Here is a 20,544-nt window from a genome sequence, read left to right on the forward strand (position 1 = left end):
TTCGCTCCCTAGTCTCAGTCTTCTTGCGGCACGCCGTCCGCAATCCGGTAGTAGTCGCCCTTGGAGGCGGTAAAGATGTGCTTTTCGACGCTGAGACCGGTGTTCCCGTCGACAGCGCCCAAAGCGAAACTGGTGGTGTCTTCCCCCGTTCCCTTCCAGAACAGGAAGGAGCCGCAGCGCGGGCAGCTGCCGCGCTTGGCCTGCGGCGTTGCCTCGAACCAGCTCACTGGACCGGTGATGGCAAGCTCCTCGTCGCGCACCTGCGCAGAGGCCCAGATGCCGCCCGACTGCTTGCGGCACTGGCCGCAATGGCACATCGAGGCATTCTGCGGTTTGGCCGCGGTTTCAAAACGGATGTCGCCGCAGAGACAGGATCCCTTGATCATCGTCTTCCTCCTAGTAGACCGGCGGCGCGATCACCCAGACGGCCACCGCGGGCTCATCGTACGGGTTCGACCATTGATACGGCTCATGCTTGATCCGGAAGCTGTCGCCAGGACCGACAGTAAAGCTGCGGCCACCGATCAGCAGGTCCAGCCTGCCCGAGATCATGTAGCCGACCTCCTGTGTCGGCCGGTTGGCCGGCGTCTGCATCCGCGAATTGGGCTGAAAGGTGGAATGCACCATCTCGAAATCGTCGGTCAGGTCGGGGGAGAGCAGTTCTTCGATCAGCCCTTCCTCGCCGGAGCCCATCGGCCGACGGGAGCCGGCACGCACAATATACCCATGTTCATCTGCCGGGGCGCCGGAGTGGGCAAACAGCATCGACATCGGCACGCCCAGCGCTTCGGCAATCTGCCGCAGGTCGGAGATCGAGGGCTCGGACATGTCGCGCTCTACTTGGCTCAGCCAGCCGACCGAGCGGTTCAGCATCGCGGCAATATCCGACAGGGTCAGCCCGCGCGCCTTGCGCAAGGCCCGGATATCCGCCCCCAGTGTCGCCGTTGCCACCGTCTGATCGTTCACCGGCCCTCTCCCCGCTCCGTGAAAAAATCCTCTCGTTTTTCACGATGGACCGAGTTCGTGAAATTTCCAAGCATTTTTTCACGAGCCGGAAGGATGCCATGAAAAAACCCAGCGCCTTCAGGCGCCGGGCGGCATTTTTTTCTGGTCTACAGCCCCTTGGGATGAGGCCGCGAGGCCGGGGGCAAAGCCTCAGACATGCGAATCAGCCGCGGCTGAACACCTGCCGCAGGATTGCTTCCAGCTGGTCAGCGTCTTCCTGGGTGAAGGCATCGGGCTGGTCGCTGTCGATGTCAAACACCCCGATCAGATCCCCGGTGCCGTTCCAGACCGGCAGCACCAGTTCCGAGCGGGTGGAGGAAGCACAGGCGATATGACCCGGGAAAGCATCGACATCCGGCACCAGCTGCGCCTGGCCGGTACGCGCGGCGGCGCCGCAAACGCCGCGGGAGAACGGGATCTGCAGGCAGCCATGGCCGCCCTGATAGGGCCCGATCTTCAGCAGTTCTGGCGTAACCGTGCGGTAAAAGCCGGTCCAGTTGAAGCGGCCGTCCGCGTGGTGCACCTCGCAGGCCACGGTGGCCATCAGCGCCACCTCGTCTGTTTCGCCTTCGGTCAGCGCAGCGATGGTCTTGGCCAGGGTTTCGTAATCGGCCTGCATCAGCAGCCCTCCTTCAACGTGTTGAGGGGGCTGTCTGCCCCCTCTTGACCTCATGGTCAATTCACCCCCGCGAGTATTTTTCAAAGGTGAATATCACACCCGCTCGATCGCAATCGCCGTGCCTTCGCCGCCGCCGATGCAAATCGCGGCCACGCCGCGTTTCAGGCCACGCTTTTCCAGCGCGTTCAGCAGGGTCACCATGATCCGCGCGCCTGATGCGCCAATCGGGTGGCCGAGCGCACAGGCGCCGCCGTTCACGTTCACCTTGTCACGCGAGATGCCCATTTCATGCATGAAGGCCATCGGCACCACGGCAAAGGCCTCGTTAACCTCCCACAGGTCGACATCCTCGACCCCCCAGCCGATTGACTTAAGCAACTTCTGTGCCGCCGGAACCGGCGCTGTGGTGAACCAGCCCGGCGCCTGGGCGTGGCTGGCGTGGCCCAAAATGCGGGCGCGGATCTTCAGGCCTTTCGCCTCAGCGGCTTCAGCAGAGGCCAGCACCAAAGCCGCGGCACCATCGGAGATCGACGATGCATTGGCTGCGGTTACAGTGCCATCTTTGCGGAACGCCGGTTTCAGCGTCGGGATCTTTTCCGGGCGCGCCGATTTCGGCTGTTCATCAGCATCCGTGACCACATCGCCTTTGCGGGTTTTCACGGTCACAGACGCGATTTCGCCATCAAAGGCGCCGCTTTCCTGCGCTTCCAGAGCATTGGACAGCGATTTCAGCGCATATTCGTCCTGCGCCTCGCGGGTGAACTGGTACTTTTCGGCGCAGTCCTCGGCAAAGGTACCCATCAGGCGGCCCTTGTCATAAGCATCTTCAAGCCCATCCAGGAACATGTGGTCGATGACCTGGCCGTGGCCGATACGGGCGCCGGCGCGCATTTTCGGCAGCATGTAGGGGGCATTGGTCATGCTCTCCATGCCGCCGGCGATCATGGTGTCGGCATGGCCCAGCGCGATCTGGTCGAAGGCAATCATCGCCGCCTTCATGCCGGAACCGCACATCTTGTTGAGCGTGGTGGCAGGCACATCTTCGCCCAGGCCCGCGGCAAAGCCAGCCTGGCGCGCGGGCGCCTGGCCCTGGCCTGCGGGCAGCACACATCCCATCAGCACCTCGTCCACGGTGCCGGTGCCGGCCCCTTCGAGCGCGGCGCGAATCGCAGCCCCGCCAAGTTCCGAAGCCGTCACGCCGTCATACATGCCCTGGAACCCGCCCATCGGCGTCCGGGCGGCGCCGGCAATAACAACATCTTTCATGCAATTTTCCTCCAATCGTCGGAATTATACCTACAGAAAAGTAAGCTTTGCGGTCTAGAGTGCAGCCTAATGACGTTACATCCCGGGGGATCACAATGAGCCTGACGACCACCATGACGGACGGTGCACAGATCGTCAAAGTCAATGCCGAGCGCATTGATGCCGCCATGGCTATCCAGTTCAAGGAAGACATGCGCACGGAAACCGAAGCTGGACCGGAGCGCGTCATTCTGGACCTGTCCGAAGTGCAGTTTATTGATTCCAGCGGGCTTGGAGCAATTGTCGCGGCCATGAAACAGCTGGGCGGCAACCGCAGGCTGGATCTGGCCGGATTGACCCCGATGGTGGAAAAAGTTTTCCGGCTGACCCGCATGGACACGATCTTTAACCTTTACAATTCGCTGAGTGAAGCAACCGCCCCGGCCAGCGCAAACTCTTGAAGACGACTGCGCTGGCGGCGCAAAGCGAGAAATTGATGGTAAAAACCTTTGCCTGCTCGTTCACGGCCACTAATCTGGATGCCCGTTCCGGCGTCTCATCCGTTGTGGACCGGCTGCGGACCCTGGGAATCCCGGCGGCCCGAGCGGACGAAGTGCAAATTGCACTGACTGAAGCTGTCAATAACGTGGTCGAGCATGCCTATGCGGAAAATGATCCTGGGGACGTCCGTATCAAGGCGGAACTGTCGCCGGAAAGATTGTGGGTTAGCATTCAGGACGCTGGCGCCCCCTACCCAGACGGCAAACTGCCCGAAGGTAAGCCAGCTGACGTCAATGTTTCTGCGAAAAATCTGCCTGAGGGCGGTTTTGGCTGGTTCCTGATCCGGGAACTCGCGAGCCAGGTTCAATACGAGCGTTCCGAAGGCAGCAACAACCTGTCTCTCTGTTTTGAGATCCAAGTTACCAGCCCTCCGGCCGAGGCCTGAAACAGATCTGAACAAAATCGCAGCTTAGTAAGCGCAACTTTAACGCTTTGCCACAATCGCGCCGCATTCCCGGCCAACCGCGGCCCAATAGATATGCGAAACCTTACCTGTAGCTGAAACGAGCTTCCCCTGGTGCCGTGTGTTCTTGCCCCCACCAGAGCACGGCACCGGGGACATCTCTCTACAGCCTTAGCTTCCATTTCATAATTGTGACGCACCGTCTGCTCCCGGTAAGGGCAATTTGATTTGCCTTCAGGCACCCCATCCCTAGGCTTGGCGTGTAAAAACGGAAGGAGAGCCATGCGAGACTTTCATTTGCCCGGGCGTTCGGCTGTTTTTGCAGCTTCCGGCATGTGCGCTACCTCACACCCGCTGGCCGCCCGCGTGGCACTCGACTTGCTGCAGCGCGGGGGCAATGCCATGGACGCGGCTTTGGCCGGAGCTGTGCTGCTCGGCATCTGCGAGCCGCAAATGACCGGTATCGGGGGAGACTGCTTTGTATTGTATTCGCGGCCAGGGCAAGGCATCCAAGCTCTGAACGGGTCGGGTTGTGCACCTGCCGAGGCCTGCGCTGCAGATCTGAGAGCCCGCGGTCAGGCGGCGGTGCCGCTGACCAGCGCGGATGCGGTTACCATCCCATGCGCCATAGATGCATTTTGCCGTCTTGCAGAAACCGAAGGACACCTAGGGCTGGACACCTTGCTGCAGCCTGCCATCCATTACGCTGAATATGGCGTTCCTGTTGCTCCCCGCACCGCTTTTGACTGGAAAAACAGTGCAGAAACCCTGCAAGGCGCAGCGCGAGTGCACTACCTGAAAGGCGGCCAGCCCTTGCGCAGCGGGGAGATGTTCCGCGCGCCGGGCCAAGCCGAAGTGCTGCGCCGGATCGCGAGCCACGGGCGCGATGCGTTTTACTCGGGGGAAGTGGCGGAGGACATGGTCGCTGCGCTGTCAGCATTGGGCGGTACGCACACTTTGCAGGATTTTGAAACCATGTGCAGCCTTTCTGCACAGCCGGTTGAAGGCTACTACAAGGATAGCTGTCTGGCCGAACACCCGCCCAATGGGCAAGGTGCGACGGCGATCCTGCTCCTCAACATCCTCAAGCACTTCGATCTTGGCAGCTTGGATCCTTTCGGGGCTGAGCGCGCGCATCTCGAAGCTGAGGCTGCCAAACTGGCCTATGACGCACGTAACCGGTTCCTAGCCGACCCGGATCACACCGCACGGCTCGGCCACATGCTTTCGCCTGAAACCGCTGCACGCATGGCAGCCCTGATTAACCCAAAACGCGCGATGACCGCCGCTGCACCGCTGACCGAAGCCGTGCATAAGGACACGGTGTATATCACCGTGGTGGACAAAGACCGGATGGCCGTGTCGCTGATCTATTCGATCTTCCACGGGTTCGGCTCTGGCATCGCTTCGGAGAAGTTTGGCATCCTGCTGCACAACCGCGGCGCAGGCTTTACGCTTGAAGAAGGCCACCCGAACGAGTTCGGACCTGGCAAGCGGCCGATGCACACTATCATTCCGGCGATGCTCAAGCAGGGTAATGAAGTGATCATGCCGTTTGGCGTGATGGGCGGCGGATACCAGCCGGCCGGCCATGCCAGGCTGATGTCAAACCTTTTAGACTTCGGCATAGATCTGCAGACCGCAATCGATGCGCCGCGATGCTTCGCAGACGGGAGTGTCTTGAAAGTTGAGCGCGGCTACACTGACGCAGTCCGCCGGCAGCTGACCGAATTGGGGCACAAGGTTGAAGTTCCGGACACTCCGCTGGGCGGTGCACAGGCGATCCGCATCCATGATTCTGGAGTGCTGGAAGGCGCCAGCGATCCGCGCAAGGACGGCTGTGCCTTGGGATACTGACGCTTCCGCTTAGGTCCAACAGAGCCGGATACGGATATCAGTTCAGCTGATAGTGAAGCGCATAGGCGCCGCCGTCAAAGTTGCCAAACATCTCAGGCACATCCGGGTGTCCAACTGGCTCTCCTGAGTAATCCGCAACAAGGTTTTGTTCGGAAACGTAAGCGACGTAATAGCTTTGGTCGTTCTCAGCCAGAAGATGGTAAAACGGCTGATCCTTGACTGGCCGGCTGTCCTCCGGGATCGCTTCATACCACTCCTCGGTATTCGAGAACTCCGGATCAACATCAAAGACAACCCCGCGGAAGGGATGCTTCCGGTGGCGGACGACCTGCCCAAGATTGTATTTTGCGCGTGTTCTCATCATGGTCTTATAGCCCCCGTTCTAACTAAATAGCCCGTGCGCCGGGGAAAAGTCCAACTCTTGAGGCAAATTTTCAGGGAAACAGACTGTGGAAACCGCCTTGACAGTACGCTAGGAGATCACTCCGCTGTGTTCAACGGGGAGCCCTGTCAGCGGTAACTGATTGTTCCTGACCTTTTCAAGCAACGCGACTTGCTTGCAGTCGCAGCTACCGAGTGGTTCGCGATTTTCCCGCAACTGAAGACGCAATCGTTTCTGGAAATATGATTTCCTCGCCTGCGGCATTCCGCTAAACTTGCCCCATAACAAACCCAAAACAAAAAATGGGCAGAGGCAATGAGCAGACTCATCAGCGCCCTCGTTCTCCTCATGGCGGTTGCGTCTTGCGGAGGCGGGCACAAAGCGCCGCCGCGCAATTTGGATAATGCCTGCAGCATCATCCAGCAGCGCCCCGAATACCTGAAAGCCTTCCGCGCGACCCAGCGCCGCTGGGGTGTTCCGGTGCATGTGCAAATGGCAACCATCTATCATGAAAGCCGGTTCCGTGGTGATGCCCGCACACCGCATCAGTATCTTCTGGGGGTGATCCCGGTCGGGCGGCAATCCAGCGCCTATGGCTACAGCCAGGCACTGGACGGCACCTGGGATGATTACCGCCGGGACACCGGACGACGCCGGGCTAAGCGCGACAAGATAAGCGATGCCGCGGACTTCATGGGCTGGTACATGCGCCAGAGCCTCGAGAAGAACGGCATCCCGCTCTATGATGCGCGCAACCAGTACCTAGCCTATCACGAAGGACACTCCGGCTATGCCCGCGGCAGCTACAGGTCCAAGTCATGGCTGATGCGGGTTGCCGGCCAGGTCGAATCCCGGGCGCTGACTTATCAGGCCCAGCTCGCCACCTGCCGCAAGTTCCGCTGACCGCGGCTTAAGCTGGATTTCCGCAACCTCTCCCCTAACATTCAGGGGGGAGGATGGAGTTGATGGAACGCAGGCTCGCCGCGGTTCTGGTCGCCGACATGGCCGGTTACGCCCGGCTGATGGAAGCGGATGAAGAAGGCGTTTTGCAGCGCCAGAAGAAGCACCGCCGGGACCTGATCGACCCGCACATCTCTGCCAACCGCGGCCACACCGTGAAAACCACCGGCGACGGCATGCTGGTGGAATTTGCGTCTGCCCACGACGCAGTCCGCTGCGCGCTGGCAATCCAGAAGGCAATGCCAGGCCGCGAAGCGGACCCCCCGGAGCAGAGCCGCATCCGTTACCGCGTCGGGATCAATATCGGTGACGTAGTGTTTGACGGCGCGGATATCTTTGGCGACGGCGTTAACGTAGCCGCCCGCCTGGAGGGGCTGGCGGAACCGGGCGGCATCTGCATTTCCGGCATCGTTCACGAAACCGTCAGGGACCGGCTTGGCGAAAGCTTCCGGGACATGGGATCGCAGCGGGTCAAGAACATCTCCCGCCCGGTCCGGGTCTGGCAATGGGTGCCTGATGCCCGCCCGGAACGTGATCCGCCTGAAGCAGCGCTGCAGCAAAGGGTGAAATACTGTTCGTCCCCAGACGGAACGCATCTGGCCTATACCACGATCGGGAGCGGGCCGCCGGTGCTGAAGGCGCCGAACTGGATCAACCATATAGAATACGAGTGGCAAAGCCCTGTGTGGGGCCAGTTTCTGACCGAATTTGCAGGCAACTGCAGCCTGACCCGGTTTGATCAACGCGGCAACGGGCTGTCGGACTGGGAGGTGGAGGAGATATCAGACGACCGGATGATCGACGACATGCTCGCCGTTGCTGACTCCGCGGGCCTGGACCGCTTTGCCCTGTTCGGCATCAGCCAAGGCGCCGCCTTTTCCATGCGCTTTGCGGCACAGCACCCGGAGCGGGTCAAATGCGTGATTCTGCTTGGCGGCTACGTGCGCGGTCGCTTGCGGCGCGGGGACCCGGAAGCGGACCGGTTCTACCAGATCGGTTACAACATGATCCGGGACGGCTGGGGATCGCCGAATTCCATCTACCGGCACTTCTTCACTAGCACCTACATTCCCGACGCCACGGCAGAGGAAGGGGAGTCCTTTGACGAATTGCAGCGGCTGTCCACCAACACGGAAAACGCGCTGCGCATCATGGAAATGAACGCCGTAATAGATGCAACGCCCCATGCAGAAAACGTCAGGGTTCCGACGCTGGTTCTGCATTGCAACGGCGACCGGGCGGTTCCTGTAGAGGAAGGGCGGCTTGCGGCCCGGTTGATTTCCGGCGCAAGCTTTGTAGAGCTGCCCGGCAACAACCATTGCATGATCGGCGGGCACCCGGGTTTTCAGGAGTTCTTTGACGAGGTGATGCCGTTCATCCGCCGCCACACTGAGTGAGCGGCGGCGGTCGGCTCAGCGGGAGCGCCCGCTTGTCGTAAACAGGCTGGATGACAATTTCTGTCCGGTTTCCATCGCCCCCAGGACAACGGTCGTCTGACCGCCGGCGCTGTCATGGATCACCCATTTGCGCAGTTCGACCGGGCTACCGGTAAACATCATCTCGATGCTGCCGTAGTCCGGATTTTCCGGGTCCTGCGCCCGCACGATGGTCGAGGTGCCGTCAAAACTGTGCCCCACCACCATGTTGGCCCGGCCCAGATCCACCCTGCGGTCCAAGATGAGCGACAGCGGGGTCCGCTTCAGCGGGTAAGTCTCCGGCGGCTGGTTCGACTTCGGGTCGTGAATCACTACCGCACCGCCGCCGGCCACCACAGTGCCGCCGCCATTGCCGTCATATTCAAACCGCATCCGCCCTGGCCGGTGCATATACAGCTTACCCGTGGACAGACTGCCGTCGTCATTGATCTGGGTGAAAGGGGATGTCGCCGTCGTGATCCCGTTCAGGTAACGGGAGATTTCATTCAGGCTCAGCTTCTCTGCCGCCCAGGAAGCCGGGGCAGCAAAGGTCAGCGCAAGGGCAAGTAGAATCCGTTTCATGGGCTCAACATAGGTGCGCTGCTGCAGATGTGAAGATGCCGGACCCGCAGGGATCCGGCATCGGCGGTTTTTTKTCAGCTCACTGTTCGGGAACCAGAATTTCCCGTTTGCCGACGTGGTTGGCGGCTGAGACAACACCTTCGTCTTCCATCTGCTCCACCAAACGCGCGGCCTTGTTGTAGCCAATCGCCAGCTTGCGCTGGATGTAGGAAGTCGAGCACTTGCGGTCCTTGATCACAATGGCAACCGCCGTGTCATAGAGCGCGTCCTCGGTGTCGGTATTGCCGCCGGTGTTCAGCCCCAGCACCGCGTCGATATTGTCGGCTTTGTCCTCATCCGGGCCGTCCAGTACACTGCCCACATAATCCGGCGGGCCGAATTGCTTGAGGTGGTTGACCACCTCCTCGACCTCTTCATCAGAACAGAACGGACCGTGGCAGCGGGTGATCTTGGCGCCGCCCGCCATATAAAGCATGTCGCCCATGCCCAAGAGCTGCTCGGCACCCATCTCGCCGAGAATGGTACGGCTGTCGACCTTGGAGGTCACCTGGAAGGAAATCCGGGTCGGGAAGTTGGCCTTGATGGTGCCGGTGATCACATCGACCGAGGGGCGCTGGGTTGCCATGATCAGGTGAATGCCGGAGGCCCGGGCCATCTGCGCCAGGCGCTGGATGCAGGCCTCGATCTCCTTGCCCGCAACCATCATCAGGTCGGCCATCTCGTCGACGATGACGACGATATAGGGCAGCGCCTTGGGTTCGAACTCTTCGGTCTCGAACACCGGCTCACCTGTTTCATCGTCAAACCCGGTCTGCACCGTGCGCGAAAACATCTCGCCTTTGGCCAGGGCCTCTTTCACACGGCCGTTGTAGCCCGCGATATTGCGCACACCCATCTTGGACATCTTGCGGTAGCGGTCCTCCATCTCGCCCACGACCCATTTCAGAGCGACAACCGCCTTCTTCGGGTCAGTCACAACCGGCGACAACAGATGCGGGATGCCGTCATAGACGGACAGTTCCAGCATCTTGGGGTCGATCATAATCAGACGGCATTCATCCGGCGTCAGCTTGTAAAGCAGAGACAAGATCATTGTGTTGATCGCCACCGACTTACCGGAGCCGGTGGTGCCCGCGATCAGCAGGTGAGGCATCTTGGCCAGGTTCGCCACCATGGCGTCACCGCCGATATCCTTGCCCAGAGCCAGCGGCAGCGCATGGTTGCCATCGCCGAAGTCGCGGGACGACAGGATCTCGCGCAGAACCACCTTTTCGCGCTTCTCGTTCGGCAGTTCGATACCGATCACGGTGCGGCCCGGAACGGTCGACACCCGCGCCGACAGCGCTGACATGGAACGCGCGATGTCATCCGCCAATCCGATCACGCGGGAAGCCTTGAGGCCCGGGGCCGGCTCCAGCTCGTACATGGTCACAACAGGGCCGGGACGGACCGAGACAATCTCGCCCTTCACACCGTAATCATCGAGCACCGTCTCCAGCATCCGGGCGTTTTCTTCCAGCGCCTCATCGCTGAGGTGATGCCGCTCGATGCTTGTCGGGTTGGTCAGCAGGTTGAGCGGCGGCAGCTCGAAGTCACTGCCGCTGTCATCGAAGGCCAGATTGGGCTGGGCCTCTGCCTTGGCACGGGCCGAAGGTTGCAAGGCCTTGCGCACCGGCTTCTCGACAACAGCCTTGCGCGGCTCCGCCACCGGCAGGTCAACCGTCAGGCGCGGCCCTGCAATCTTGGGCTTTTCCGGAGCAGGTGCGGGCGGCGCAACCGGAGCGGCCTGATCCGGAAGTGCTTCGAAGGGCACATGGTCCGGTGTCAGCATCTCATAGCCGGGCGCGAAATCTGCAGTGTCAGCATCCTCGTGCAGGTCTGCAACCGGTGCTTCGGGGGTCTGAGCCTCGTCTTCCGGCGCCTGCCAAACAACCGGCGGCTCTTCCGGCAGCGGCGGCACGGGAGCCAGCGCTGCGGTCAGCGGCGGTTCGGGCGGCAGCCTGCCCTGGGACGCTGCGGGGTTGAAGATCAGCGGCGCGGGGCGCTGGCCGCGGCCCTTGGTCAGCGGCAGGTTCGGGTCCTGCTCCGGCGGCACATCGGCAGCGCGGCGGATCCGGACGGCATTCGCGATTTTCTGGGAAATCCGGTCCTCGCCAGCCTCTCCATCCGCCAAAGATTCTATTCCATCCGCATCCTGCATCTCGGACGCATAGGCGTTTTCGGCCTCAGGCACAGGCGCGGCGCGGCGGATCAGCCCCGGAACGCGGGACAGCAGACCCGCCTTGGCAGGAGCCGCTGGCTCTTCCGTCGCGGTTTCTGCCATGTATGCGTTATAGGTATCTTCGGGGTAGTCCTCGAACATCTCGGGGTCTTGCTCGGCGATGGCATAGGCAGCGGCATCCTCATCGGCGGCATGCGCGCGCTCTGTGCGTTCCTTGCGGTAGGTCATCGCGGCCTGCAGCCCGCTGGAGGCACCGCGACCCAACAGGGCAGCAACCGCGCCATAGCCCAGGATCAGCCCGACCATCACCTTGTTCAGGCCTTTCTTCACCTCGGGCCAGGTAAAGCCCAGCACCACGCAGCCAAGCGCCAGCATGCCTGCGGCACTCAGCAGGGACATGATCTTGACCATGAAGTGCAGGCCCACTGGCAACAACGCCAGCAGCGCGCCCAGGAAGGTATAGCCCACCATGCCGCCAAGGCCGAAATCATAGTTCTGCTGCCAGCTGGTGCTGGCGTTCAGGGTTTCCATATGCAGGGCCACCACCAGCAGCCACGGCACTGACAACAGCAGCGGCCAGACCACGCGGTCCTCGCCCCGGTGCAGCACGAACCGCAGGCCCCAAGCAGACAGGAACAGCGGCATCGCCCAGCTGGCCTTGCCAAACAGAGTGATCAGGATAAAGGAGACAGAGGCGCCCGGGCGGCCCAGCCAATTCTGCACCGGCGCATCAGTGGACACCGTCCAGTTCGGGTCTTCGGGCGTGTACGAGCTGAGCATGGCCGCAACCATCAGCCCCACCAGGATCAGGGCGATCCCGATCAGTTCCTTGCCGCGCTTTTCAATGGCCGCCTGCATGTTGCTGTCGAGCAGCGGATCGCGGCTGCGGGTTTGAAATGCCATGCCTACCTCAGTTCCGTTTCATTTGCCCCTGCCCCGCTTTTCACCGCGGGGTCACAGGCCTGTCCGTTCTTGGTTTTGGCTGCGCGGCCCCCAGCCAAGGGCCGCTCAGCAGAATTCAATAAAGGCAGCCGCGCAGCGTGCTCAGCGCCTTGCGGGTGTCTTCCGCAGGGGCAACCAGCGCCACCCGGATGTAAGTCTCGCCCGGGTTTTGGCCGGCTGCGCCCTGCGCCAGATACGCGCCGGGCAGCACCCGGACCCCGGTTTCGGTCCACAGCTTCAGCGCGGCCTGCTCGCCGTTTTCCACCGGAAGCCAAAGGAAGAAGCCAGCTTCGGGCGCCATGTAGCCTTTGAGGCCGTCAAAGACCTCATCCGCAATTTTGTATTTTTCCTGATAGAGCGTACGGTTTTCTGCCACATGCGCCTCATCCGCCCAAACTTTGGCGGCAGCAGCCTGCAAAGGTCCTGGCAGCGGAGAACCAGAATAGGCCCGCAACTGCTTGACCCGCTTGATGGTTTCCGGCCCGCCGGCAATCAGCCCGGATCGCAAACCCGGCAGGTTCGAACGTTTCGAGAGCGAGTTGAACAGCACCACACGTTCAGGATCGGCGCCCAGTTCATGGGCAACAGTCAGCGCGCCCACCGGTGCCTCATCGCGGTAGATCTCGGAATAGCATTCGTCCGCGAAGATGCGGAAATCGTATTTTTCTGCCAGCTGGATCAGCCGGGTCCAGTAAGCGCGCGAGGCCACGGCGCCCTGCGGGTTTGCCGGCGAACAGATGTAGGCGACCGCCGTGCGGTTCAGAATATCCTCCGGCAGGTTTTCATAGTCCGGCAGATGGCCGGTCGCTGCTGTCGCGGGGACAAACACAGGCTCTGCCCCGACAGAAATCGTCGCCACCATGTAGACTTGGTAGAAGGGGTTCGGGATCAGCACCACGGGCTTTTGCCCGTTCTTCTGCTCCGGGCACAGCGCCATGGCGGCATTGTAGAGCCCCTCGCGGGTGCCGTTCAGCGCCATTATTTGAGTCTCGGGGTCCGCGGTCACACCGTAGCGGCGGTGGATCCAGTCCGAAATCGCACCGCGCAGCTCCGGCGTGCCGTCGTTGTTCGGATACTGGTTAAACCCGGCGGCGTTTTCGGCGATGACATCGGTGACCCAGGCAGGAAACGCATGTTTCGGTTCGCCAATGGTCATATGCACCACATCCCCGCCGGGGGTGTGATGGTCCAACAGCGCCCTCAAGCGCGGAAACGCATAGGCTGGCAGGTTCGAAAACCGCTCAGGAAAATCCATGTCTTATGCCTCAGTCACGGGATCATTGGCGCCCCGTTTGCGCCTCAGGTTACAGATGGCGGGCGGATGCGTCCACCCGGTGAGTGGCCCGCTGGGCCGAATGTGGCTTTCAGGCCAAGGACGCCTCGATCGCGGCACCAGTGCGCAGCAAGGCTTCCTCGCAGTCCGGCTGCCCCAGCACCTGCAGCCCGCAGCTAGGCGTGCCGGTGGGCAGTGACAGCGCGCAAAGGCCCATCAGATTGCCGACCCGCGTGTTGCGCAGTGCCAGCAGATTGGACTGCACGTAGAAGTCATGATCGCTCTGCAGCCGGTCCAGGTTGGGCGGCAGGATAGGCGAGACAGGGGTGAGCACCGCATCAAAGCCTGCCACGGCCTGATCCCAGGCCATCCGGCACTTTTCCAGCTTGGCCCAAGCCGCGACGTAATCCGGGCCGCTGAACTGCGCGCCTGTGCGGAACCGTTCCAGGATTTCAGCATACATCAGCTGCGGCGAGGCCTCGATCACGTCTTTCCACAACCCGTAGGCTTCGGTGGTGTAAAGAATCGGGCTAAGGCCCATCGCCTCGTCCAGCGCAGGCACCTCCAGCGGCACGATTTCTGCCCCGGCGCCTTTCAGCCTTTCCAGCGTTTGGCGATGGGCAGCGGCAACTTTAGGATCGAGATCATCGTGCACGACATTTTGCAGTTCCGCAAACCGGCAGCCTTTCAGGGAGCCAGGATTGCGCAGGTCAGGACCCGCGGTCCCTTCCAGCACTCCCAGCAGCAGCCCGGCATCTTCGACTGACCGGGCCAGCGGGCCGACGGTGTCAAACTTCAGGCACAGGGGCACGACGCCCTCCAGCGTGATCCGGCCAGAGGTTGTCTTGAGCCCCACAAGATCATTCCAGGCCGAGGGAATTCGTACAGAACCGCCCGTGTCAGAGCCGATTCCGCCCGCCGCCAACCCGAAAGCCACAGAGGCTGCCGCGCCTGAGGACGACCCTCCCGGAGCGGCCTCCTGATCATTCACGCAGGGTGGTGTTTCCTTGACCGGGTTGAAGCCAAGGCCGGAGAACGCCAGCTCGCTCATGTGGGTTTTGCCGAGGCAAACCGTGCCCATGAGGGTTGCATTGGACAGCACGGTGGCATCCTGGTCCGGCACCCGCCCCTTGAGCAAATCCGAGCCGGACTCGGTTGCGGTGCCTGCGCTGTCGAACAGGTCCTTCCAGCTGATCGGCACGCCATCCAGGAGCGAGCGGCGCAAGCCTAGACCGGCGCGCTGCTCAGCCGCTTCGGCTTCCGCCAGCGCGCGGTCATGGGTAACCTGCGTGTAAATCCGCTCTTTCAAAGGGTGCGCGTCGATAGCGTCCAAATAGCAGCGCGTCAGTGCCACCGGGCCGATTTCACCGGCCGCAATCCCGCGTCCCAGATCGGCGGCAGTCATCGTCAGCCAGTCTTGCATCAGCATCTCTCCCATTGGCAGCTGCCGGTGACGGTAGCGGCAGCAGGACGCAGGCACAATCCCGCGCTTCCTGCATGGACAATCCCGTCAGCAGGCGCATATTGCGGAGCATGAAAAATGCGTCCGATATCCTGATCGTAGGCGGCGGGCTGAATGGTCCGGCCTTGGCTCTGGCCTTGGCTCAGACCGGCCACAGCGTTACCGTCGTCGACTCGCTGACCCCAGACAAATTGGCCGACGAGGGTTTTGACGGCCGCGGCTATGCGCTGGCGCTTGCCTCGCAGCGGCTGCTGCAGCAGACTGGCATCTGGCAGCATGTCGGGGACAACGCGCAACCCATGCTGGAAATCAAGGTGACGGACGGCCACGCGGGCCACGGGCCGTCGCCGTTTTTCATCCACTTCGACCACGCGGAGCTAGAAGAAGGCCCGATGGGATATATGGTCGAGGACCGCTTCCTGCGCCGCGCCTTCCTGCAGGCGATGGAGGATGCGCCTGGGATTACCCTGGTGTCCGGACGCACCGTGGTCGCGCAGGCTCCGGATCAGACAGGTGTCACTGTCACGCTGGATGACGGCGGAGAACTGCGCGGCCAGGTGCTTGTCGGCTCCGACGGGCGCCGCAGCGGTACCGCGCAGCGGGCCGGTATCAAAAGGACTGGCTGGGACTATGGCCAGACCGCGCTGGTCTGCGCCATCGACCATGAAAAGCCGCACCACGGCATTGCCCATCAGTTCTTCATGCCGCCCGGGCCGCTGGCCATCCTGCCGCTGCCGGGCAACCGGTCATCGATTGTGTGGAGCGAGCGGACCGAGACCGCCAAGGCGATCCACGCGTTGGATGACGCGGAATACATCCAGGCGCTGCGGCCCCGGTTCGGCGATTTCCTGGGGGAGATTTCCCTGGCCGGCAAGCGCTTCACCTACCCTCTGAACCTGACTATCGCCAACAGTTTCATCGGCGACCGGATGGCGCTGATCGGCGATGCTGCGCATGGGATGCACCCGATTGCGGGCCAGGGCCTGAACGCCGGCCTCCGCGATGTTGGCGCATTGGCGGAAGTGATTACCGAGGCCACCCGGCGGGGCGAGGACATCGGTTCCTCTCTGGTGCTGAAGCGATACCAGCAATGGCGCCGTTTCGACACGGCCTCTCTGGCGGCAGCGACTGACGTGTTCAACCGGCTGTTTTCCAATGACAACCCGCTCCTGCGGCTGGGCCGGGACATCGGCATGGGGCTTGCGGGCGCCGTACCGGGCCTGCGCCGCGGCTTCGTGCGCGAGGCGGCCGGGTTGACAGGCGATCTTCCGCGGCTGCTGAAAGGGCAAGAGATTTAAGGGGGGAGCGCCACCCGCCGAATTATTCCAGCTCGCGCGCCTCATCCACCAGCATCACCGGGATGCCGTTGCGGATCGGGAAGGCCAGGTTGGCTGCGCGCGAAACCAGTTCCTGCGCCTGGGCGTCGTATTCCAGCACTGTCTGGGTCAACGGGCAGACCAGCGCTTCCAGCATCCGCCGGTCAAAGGCTGGCGCCTGTGTCTCGGTCATTGCAGGGTTTCCTCCTGAGAGCCGCCGCGCAGGGCAAACTCAATCAAAGTGACAAGCGTTTCCCGCCTTGTGGCAAGGCAGGGCGCCTCGAGCAAGGCCTGTTTGTCCTCGGGATCGAATTCCAGCAGCATCGCCAGCGAATTAATCAGCAATTCGTCGTCCGCTTCCTTGAGCGCTTCCCAGTCGGTCGACAGGTTCCGGGCGGAAAAGAAACGGTCAAGAAGATCCAGAAAGGAAGGGCGGTCGAGGGCCTCATCCGCCTCGCAGCGGCCCAGGTCCCTGTCAAACCCTGCCCAGCTGACATCACAGCGCCGGTAAGGCGTGAATCCGTTGGTCTCGCGGGTGATCCTGAACCGGGAAACCCCCGACAGCGTCACGAGGTAGCGTCCGTCCTCAGTTTCAGAGAATTGAGTGACCCGACCAGCGCAGCCGATGCTGTGGAGCTCCTCTCCGTTGCCATGCGGGGGCGGGCAGGGCTGCACCATGCCGATCAGCCGTTGCCGTGTTTTCAGAGTGTCTTCAAGCATTTGCAGATATCGCGGCTCAAATATGTGCAACGGCAAGCGCGACCGGGGCAGCAGAAGCGCCCCGGGCAATGGAAACACGGCAATCGTGTCCGGCAGATCGGCAGGCTGGATCATGGGACAAAGAGTAGTGCAGCCCCGGATTTAGGCAAATATCATCGAGCTGAGCTTCCGGCGCCCGTTCAGCACCACCGGGTCATTCGGCTTCAGCGCGTCAAAAATGGTGAACAGCTGCGCTTTGGCTGCGCCATCGTTCCATTCGCGGTCGCGGCGGAACAACTCCAGCAGCTCCGCAACCGCGGCCTCGGCATCTCCCGCCGCGTGCAGCGCCTGCGCCAAGTCGAAACGCGCCTGCAGGTTGTCCGGGCTGGCCTCTACCGCAGCCCGCAGTTCTGTCACCGGGCCTGCATTTTCCGCCTGCCGCGCCAATGCAATCTGTGCGTGGACGGCTTCGATCTCCGGCGCGGTGGAAATCTCTGCGGGGGCACCATTCAGAACCGCCTCGGCCTGCTCCAGGTCACCCAGCGCAATGTGGGCACGAGCCAGACCACCGTATGCAGCAGCATTCTTGTCATCCTCGCCCAGAATGGCGGCAAATGTCTGTGCCGCATCTGCAACCGCGCCTTCTGCGAGCATCTGTTCCGCCGCCTCCAGTGCTTCGCCAAGGCCGCCATCGGCAGTGCCGCCCGCCGCTTCGATCACCTTCTTCACGAAGGCATCTATTTCCGATGCAGGCAGGGCGCCCTGGAACATGTCGACCGGACGTCCCTGCACGAAGGCCACAACGGTCGGGATCGACTGAAGCGGCAGGCCCTGCTGGGCCAGCGCCTGCGCCAAGCGCTGGTTTTCGTCCACGTTGATCTTGGCCATGGTGGCAGCACCCTTGGCCCGGGTAACGGCTGCTTCCAGCATCGGGCCCAGGGTTTTGCACGGGCCGCACCAGGGCGCCCAGAAATCCACAATCACCGGAGCCTGCATCGACGCGTCGACAACGTCCTGCATGAAGGTTGCTTCGGTCACATCCTTGATCAGATCGCCCGCCGGTGCGGTGCTGCCAATAATATCGCTCATCAGTTTGTTCTCCGCTTGGAACTTCCCCCCTATATGGAATCCTGTGCGCCGGAAACCAAGAGAGGAGTTTGGCATGACCCGAACACGGTTTGACCTCTTTGCCGCATCGGAACGGCTGATGCGCATGGACGAAACCGCCTGGGCGCGGCATGCAAACCCATTGAGCGTTTACAGCCGGATGTCGGTGCTGCCGCTGACGACCCTGGCCGTCTGGTCGCGGGTGTGGCTGGGCTGGGGTGCGCTGATCCCAGTGGCGCTGGTGCTGGCCTGGACCTGGTGGAACCCGCGCGCGCTCGGCCGCCCGGCCGGCACCGGCAGTTGGGCCTCCCGCGGCACCTTTGGTGAGCGGGTGTTTCTGAACCGGGCGCAGGTCCCTATACCGGCCCATCACGAGACATGGGCAAAGAGGCTAGCCTGGGGTTCCGGGCTGGGAGTTCCTTCCTGAGCTTACGGCCTCTGGGCCTTGGACCTCGGCATCACCTTGTTCGGTCTCGCGCTGCTGATTGGCGGCAAGCTCTGGTTTCTGGACCGGATGGTGTGGCTCTATCAGGACATGAAGGACGCGCACCCAGAGTATTCGGCCTGGCTGCGCTGAACCGGCGCGCGCCCGCACTGCGCGGCAGCGCAGTGCCATGCCCAACTGAGGAGGGTCATCCCGCGGATGGCCCGGATCAGGCGGGGCATCCCGCCCGCGGTCACAGGTCGAAGGTTGCAAAAACCGGCGCATGATCGCTGGGCTTCTCCCAGCCGCGGGCATCGCGGATGATACGGCTGGAATGGGCCGCATTCCTGATGTCGGGGGTTGACCAGACGTGATCCAGGCGGCGCCCCTTGTCGGCCGCATCCCAATCCTTGGCCCGATAGCTCCACCAGCTGTAGAGGCGGCCGTCAGGGATATCGTTGCGGGTTACGTCTGACCAGTTGCCCGCCTCCATCACATCGGCAAAATGCTCCACCTCAACCGGCGTATGGCTGACGACTTTCAGCAGCTTCTTGTGGTCCCATACGTCGTCTTCGCGCGGTGCAATATTGAGATCGCCGACCAAAATCGACTTCTCCGGCTTCTCCGCGTTGAACCAGTCGCGCATGTCCGTGAGATAGTCCAGTTTCTGGCCGAATTTCTCGTTCTGATCCCGGTCCGGCACGTCACCGCCTGCCGGCACATAAAAGTTGTGAATCACAACCCCGTTCTCCAGCCGCCCCGCGACATGACGGGCATGGCCGAGACCGGCAAAATCCTTGTCGCCAATGTCCTCAATCGGCAGCCGCGACAGGATCGCCACACCGTTATACCCCTTTTGACCGCGGGCAATCATGTGCGAATAACCCAGTGCCGCAAAACCCTCCATCGGGATCTTCTCCACCGGGCTCTTGCACTCCTGCAGGCACAGCACATCCGGCCCTTCCTCCTGCAAGAGCTTCTGCACGATCGGCTCGCGCAGGCGAACAGAGTTGATGTTCCAGGTTGCAAGGGTAAATGGCATCGCGCGCCTCGTCATATAATCCGGGTTCGGCGGCGATACTGCCTGCGCGGGCCGGGAAGTGCCAGAGACGTTTTCGCGTTTCGGGTAAACAACCAGGCCTGAAAAAAGGCCGAGCACGCAGCTCGGCCAAGTCCAACAGGGAGGTGCATATCGTAACCCGGATATGCGCGGGTGTAGTGTCACTCTAAAGATGAGCCGCAGGTCCCTCTTTGATCTGGCTCAACGCCACCTCAATCAGGCGACCAGCCGGTATCCGCCTGATTCTGTAACCAGCAGGCGCGCGTTGGACGGATCGGGCTCGATTTTCTGCCGCAAACGGTAGATGTGAGTTTCCAGTGTATGGGTGGTCACACCCGCGTTGTAGCCCCAGACCTCGTGCAGCAGCACATCACGCGGCACCACACCATCGCTGGAGCGGTACAAGAACTTGAGAATGTTGGTTTCTTTCTCTGTAAGCCGGATCTTGCGCTCATCCTCTGTGATCAGCAGCTTCATCGAAGGTTTGAAGGTATAGGGGCCAAGCGCGAAGACGGCATCCTCTGATTGCTCGTGTTGCCGGAGCTGGGCACGGATTCTGGCCAAAAGCACCGGAAACTTGAAGGGCTTGGAAACATAGTCATTGGCACCGGCATCCAAGCCAAGGATCGTGTCCGCATCAGTGTCGTGCCCGGTCAGCATCAGAATCGGCGCCTTCACCCCTTGCTTGCGCATGAGGCGGCACAATTCACGCCCGTCGGTATCGGGCAGACCGACGTCGAGGATGATCAGGTCGTACAAAGCTTCCTTGGCGCGCTCCATCGCGCTTTGACCATTCTCAGCCTCGAACACATCAAAGTCCTCGGTCATCACCAGTTGCTCGCTCAAGGCCTCGCGCAAGTCCTCGTCGTCATCAACCAGCAGAATTTTCTTCAGTTGCGCCATCGGCTAACCCTCCTGTTCTCCTGACCACACATGCGTATCCCTTGCGCCCGGGGCAAGATTTGCTGCAAAACTCTCACGCCGACGTGTCCATGGCATGGAAATTGTTTC

General features: G+C 61.8%; 20 protein-coding genes and 1 pseudogene. 7 read left to right on the forward strand and 14 right to left on the reverse strand.

Annotation, left to right across the window (positions count from 1 at the left end; all coding sequences use genetic code 11):
- Nucleotides 1-14 precede the first annotated feature (14 nt).
- The 4 genes from GKC28_RS18845 to GKC28_RS18860 all read right to left on the reverse strand — a co-directional run bounded on the left by GKC28_RS18845 (nt 15) and on the right by GKC28_RS18860 (nt 2,890).
- A complete protein-coding gene (locus GKC28_RS18845) occupies nt 15-386 on the reverse strand; it encodes a GFA family protein (RefSeq protein WP_174148545.1) in 372 nt (123 codons plus the stop codon).
- Between the two features lie 10 nt (nt 387-396).
- Nucleotides 397-966: an XRE family transcriptional regulator gene (locus tag GKC28_RS18850; protein ID WP_174148546.1), complete on the reverse strand. Its 570-nt coding sequence runs from the start codon at nt 964-966 to the stop codon at nt 397-399.
- A 202-nt stretch (nt 967-1,168) separates the two neighbouring features.
- Entirely contained in the window at nt 1,169-1,624 is a 456-nt protein-coding gene (locus GKC28_RS18855; RefSeq protein ID WP_174148547.1) for a GAF domain-containing protein, read from the reverse strand.
- Nucleotides 1,625-1,717: 93 nt separating this feature from the next.
- Nucleotides 1,718-2,890: an acetyl-CoA C-acyltransferase gene (locus tag GKC28_RS18860; protein WP_174148548.1), complete on the reverse strand. Its 1,173-nt coding sequence runs from the start codon at nt 2,888-2,890 to the stop codon at nt 1,718-1,720.
- A 95-nt stretch (nt 2,891-2,985) separates the two neighbouring features.
- On the opposite strand from GKC28_RS18860, the gene GKC28_RS18865 reads away from it, so the two are divergent.
- The 3 genes from GKC28_RS18865 to GKC28_RS18875 all read left to right on the forward strand — a co-directional run bounded on the left by GKC28_RS18865 (nt 2,986) and on the right by GKC28_RS18875 (nt 5,690).
- Nucleotides 2,986-3,330: an STAS domain-containing protein gene (locus tag GKC28_RS18865; RefSeq protein WP_174148549.1), complete on the forward strand. Its 345-nt coding sequence runs from the start codon at nt 2,986-2,988 to the stop codon at nt 3,328-3,330.
- Nucleotides 3,331-3,365: 35 nt separating this feature from the next.
- Nucleotides 3,366-3,815 carry an ATP-binding protein gene (locus tag GKC28_RS18870; protein WP_174148582.1) on the forward strand — a complete coding sequence of 150 codons (450 nt, stop codon included), beginning with the start codon at nt 3,366-3,368 and terminating at the stop codon, nt 3,813-3,815.
- Between the two features lie 300 nt (nt 3,816-4,115).
- Nucleotides 4,116-5,690: a gamma-glutamyltransferase family protein gene (locus GKC28_RS18875; RefSeq protein ID WP_174148583.1), complete on the forward strand. Its 1,575-nt coding sequence runs from the start codon at nt 4,116-4,118 to the stop codon at nt 5,688-5,690.
- 37 nt (nt 5,691-5,727) lie between these two features.
- On the opposite strand, the gene hspQ is transcribed toward GKC28_RS18875, so the two are convergent.
- Nucleotides 5,728-6,054 (reverse strand): heat shock protein HspQ, encoded by a 327-nt coding sequence (gene hspQ, locus GKC28_RS18880; protein WP_039147423.1) that lies wholly within the window; start codon nt 6,052-6,054, stop codon nt 5,728-5,730.
- Between the two features lie 333 nt (nt 6,055-6,387).
- On the opposite strand from hspQ, the gene GKC28_RS18885 reads away from it, so the two are divergent.
- Both GKC28_RS18885 and GKC28_RS18890 read left to right on the forward strand, forming a co-directional pair.
- Nucleotides 6,388-6,975: a lytic transglycosylase gene (locus GKC28_RS18885; RefSeq protein WP_174148550.1), complete on the forward strand. Its 588-nt coding sequence runs from the start codon at nt 6,388-6,390 to the stop codon at nt 6,973-6,975.
- 62 nt (nt 6,976-7,037) lie between these two features.
- Nucleotides 7,038-8,429 (forward strand): alpha/beta fold hydrolase, encoded by a 1,392-nt coding sequence (locus GKC28_RS18890; RefSeq protein ID WP_174148551.1) that lies wholly within the window; start codon nt 7,038-7,040, stop codon nt 8,427-8,429.
- A gap of 15 nt (nt 8,430-8,444) precedes the next feature.
- Here the strand turns inward: GKC28_RS18890 and GKC28_RS18895 are convergent, their stop codons facing one another.
- The 4 genes from GKC28_RS18895 to GKC28_RS18910 form a co-directional block, all read right to left on the reverse strand.
- Nucleotides 8,445-9,029, reverse strand: a complete 585-nt coding sequence (locus GKC28_RS18895) for an outer membrane lipoprotein carrier protein LolA (protein WP_174148552.1) — start codon at nt 9,027-9,029, stop codon at nt 8,445-8,447.
- A 79-nt stretch (nt 9,030-9,108) separates the two neighbouring features.
- Nucleotides 9,109-12,153, reverse strand: a complete 3,045-nt coding sequence (locus tag GKC28_RS18900) for a DNA translocase FtsK (RefSeq protein WP_174148553.1) — start codon at nt 12,151-12,153, stop codon at nt 9,109-9,111.
- A 115-nt stretch (nt 12,154-12,268) separates the two neighbouring features.
- Nucleotides 12,269-13,447, reverse strand: coding sequence for an aminotransferase class I/II-fold pyridoxal phosphate-dependent enzyme (locus GKC28_RS18905; RefSeq protein WP_174148554.1), 1,179 nt, complete (start codon nt 13,445-13,447; stop codon nt 12,269-12,271).
- A gap of 109 nt (nt 13,448-13,556) precedes the next feature.
- On the reverse strand, nt 13,557-14,888 hold the full coding sequence (locus GKC28_RS18910; protein ID WP_174148555.1) for an amidase: 1,332 nt from the start codon (nt 14,886-14,888) through the stop codon (nt 13,557-13,559).
- 110 nt (nt 14,889-14,998) lie between these two features.
- Here GKC28_RS18910 and GKC28_RS18915 point away from each other — a divergent pair, with 110 nt between their 5' ends.
- Nucleotides 14,999-16,225, forward strand: a complete 1,227-nt coding sequence (locus tag GKC28_RS18915) for an FAD-dependent monooxygenase (protein ID WP_174148556.1) — start codon at nt 14,999-15,001, stop codon at nt 16,223-16,225.
- Between the two features lie 22 nt (nt 16,226-16,247).
- Here the strand turns inward: GKC28_RS18915 and GKC28_RS18920 are convergent, their stop codons facing one another.
- From GKC28_RS18920 to GKC28_RS18930, 3 genes are read right to left on the reverse strand one after another with little or no spacing between them, the layout of a single operon-like run.
- A complete protein-coding gene (locus tag GKC28_RS18920; protein WP_174148557.1) occupies nt 16,248-16,436 on the reverse strand; it encodes a Trm112 family protein in 189 nt (62 codons plus the stop codon).
- The gene (locus tag GKC28_RS18925) at nt 16,433-17,077 is read right to left on the reverse strand and encodes an LON peptidase substrate-binding domain-containing protein (RefSeq protein ID WP_174148558.1); all 645 of its coding nucleotides are present in this window, start codon (nt 17,075-17,077) and stop codon (nt 16,433-16,435) included. The genes GKC28_RS18920 and GKC28_RS18925 overlap by 4 nt, the downstream gene beginning before the upstream one ends.
- Before the next feature lie 27 nt (nt 17,078-17,104).
- Nucleotides 17,105-18,031, reverse strand: coding sequence for a tetratricopeptide repeat protein (locus GKC28_RS18930; protein ID WP_174148559.1), 927 nt, complete (start codon nt 18,029-18,031; stop codon nt 17,105-17,107).
- A 124-nt stretch (nt 18,032-18,155) separates the two neighbouring features.
- Here GKC28_RS18930 and GKC28_RS18935 point away from each other — a divergent pair.
- Nucleotides 18,156-18,626 (forward strand): annotated as a pseudogene (locus GKC28_RS18935) (DUF6653 family protein).
- A 100-nt stretch (nt 18,627-18,726) separates the two neighbouring features.
- Here the strand turns inward: GKC28_RS18935 and GKC28_RS18940 are convergent.
- Nucleotides 18,727-19,515 (reverse strand): exodeoxyribonuclease III, encoded by a 789-nt coding sequence (locus tag GKC28_RS18940; RefSeq protein ID WP_174148560.1) that lies wholly within the window; start codon nt 19,513-19,515, stop codon nt 18,727-18,729.
- 234 nt (nt 19,516-19,749) lie between these two features.
- Nucleotides 19,750-20,436, reverse strand: coding sequence for a response regulator transcription factor (locus GKC28_RS18945; protein ID WP_019297625.1), 687 nt, complete (start codon nt 20,434-20,436; stop codon nt 19,750-19,752).
- Nucleotides 20,437-20,544 lie beyond the last annotated feature (108 nt).

Origin of the sequence: Leisingera sp. ANG59 (assembly GCF_013317235.1) — a bacterium.
In the GTDB taxonomy this organism is placed as follows: domain Bacteria; phylum Pseudomonadota; class Alphaproteobacteria; order Rhodobacterales; family Rhodobacteraceae; genus Leisingera.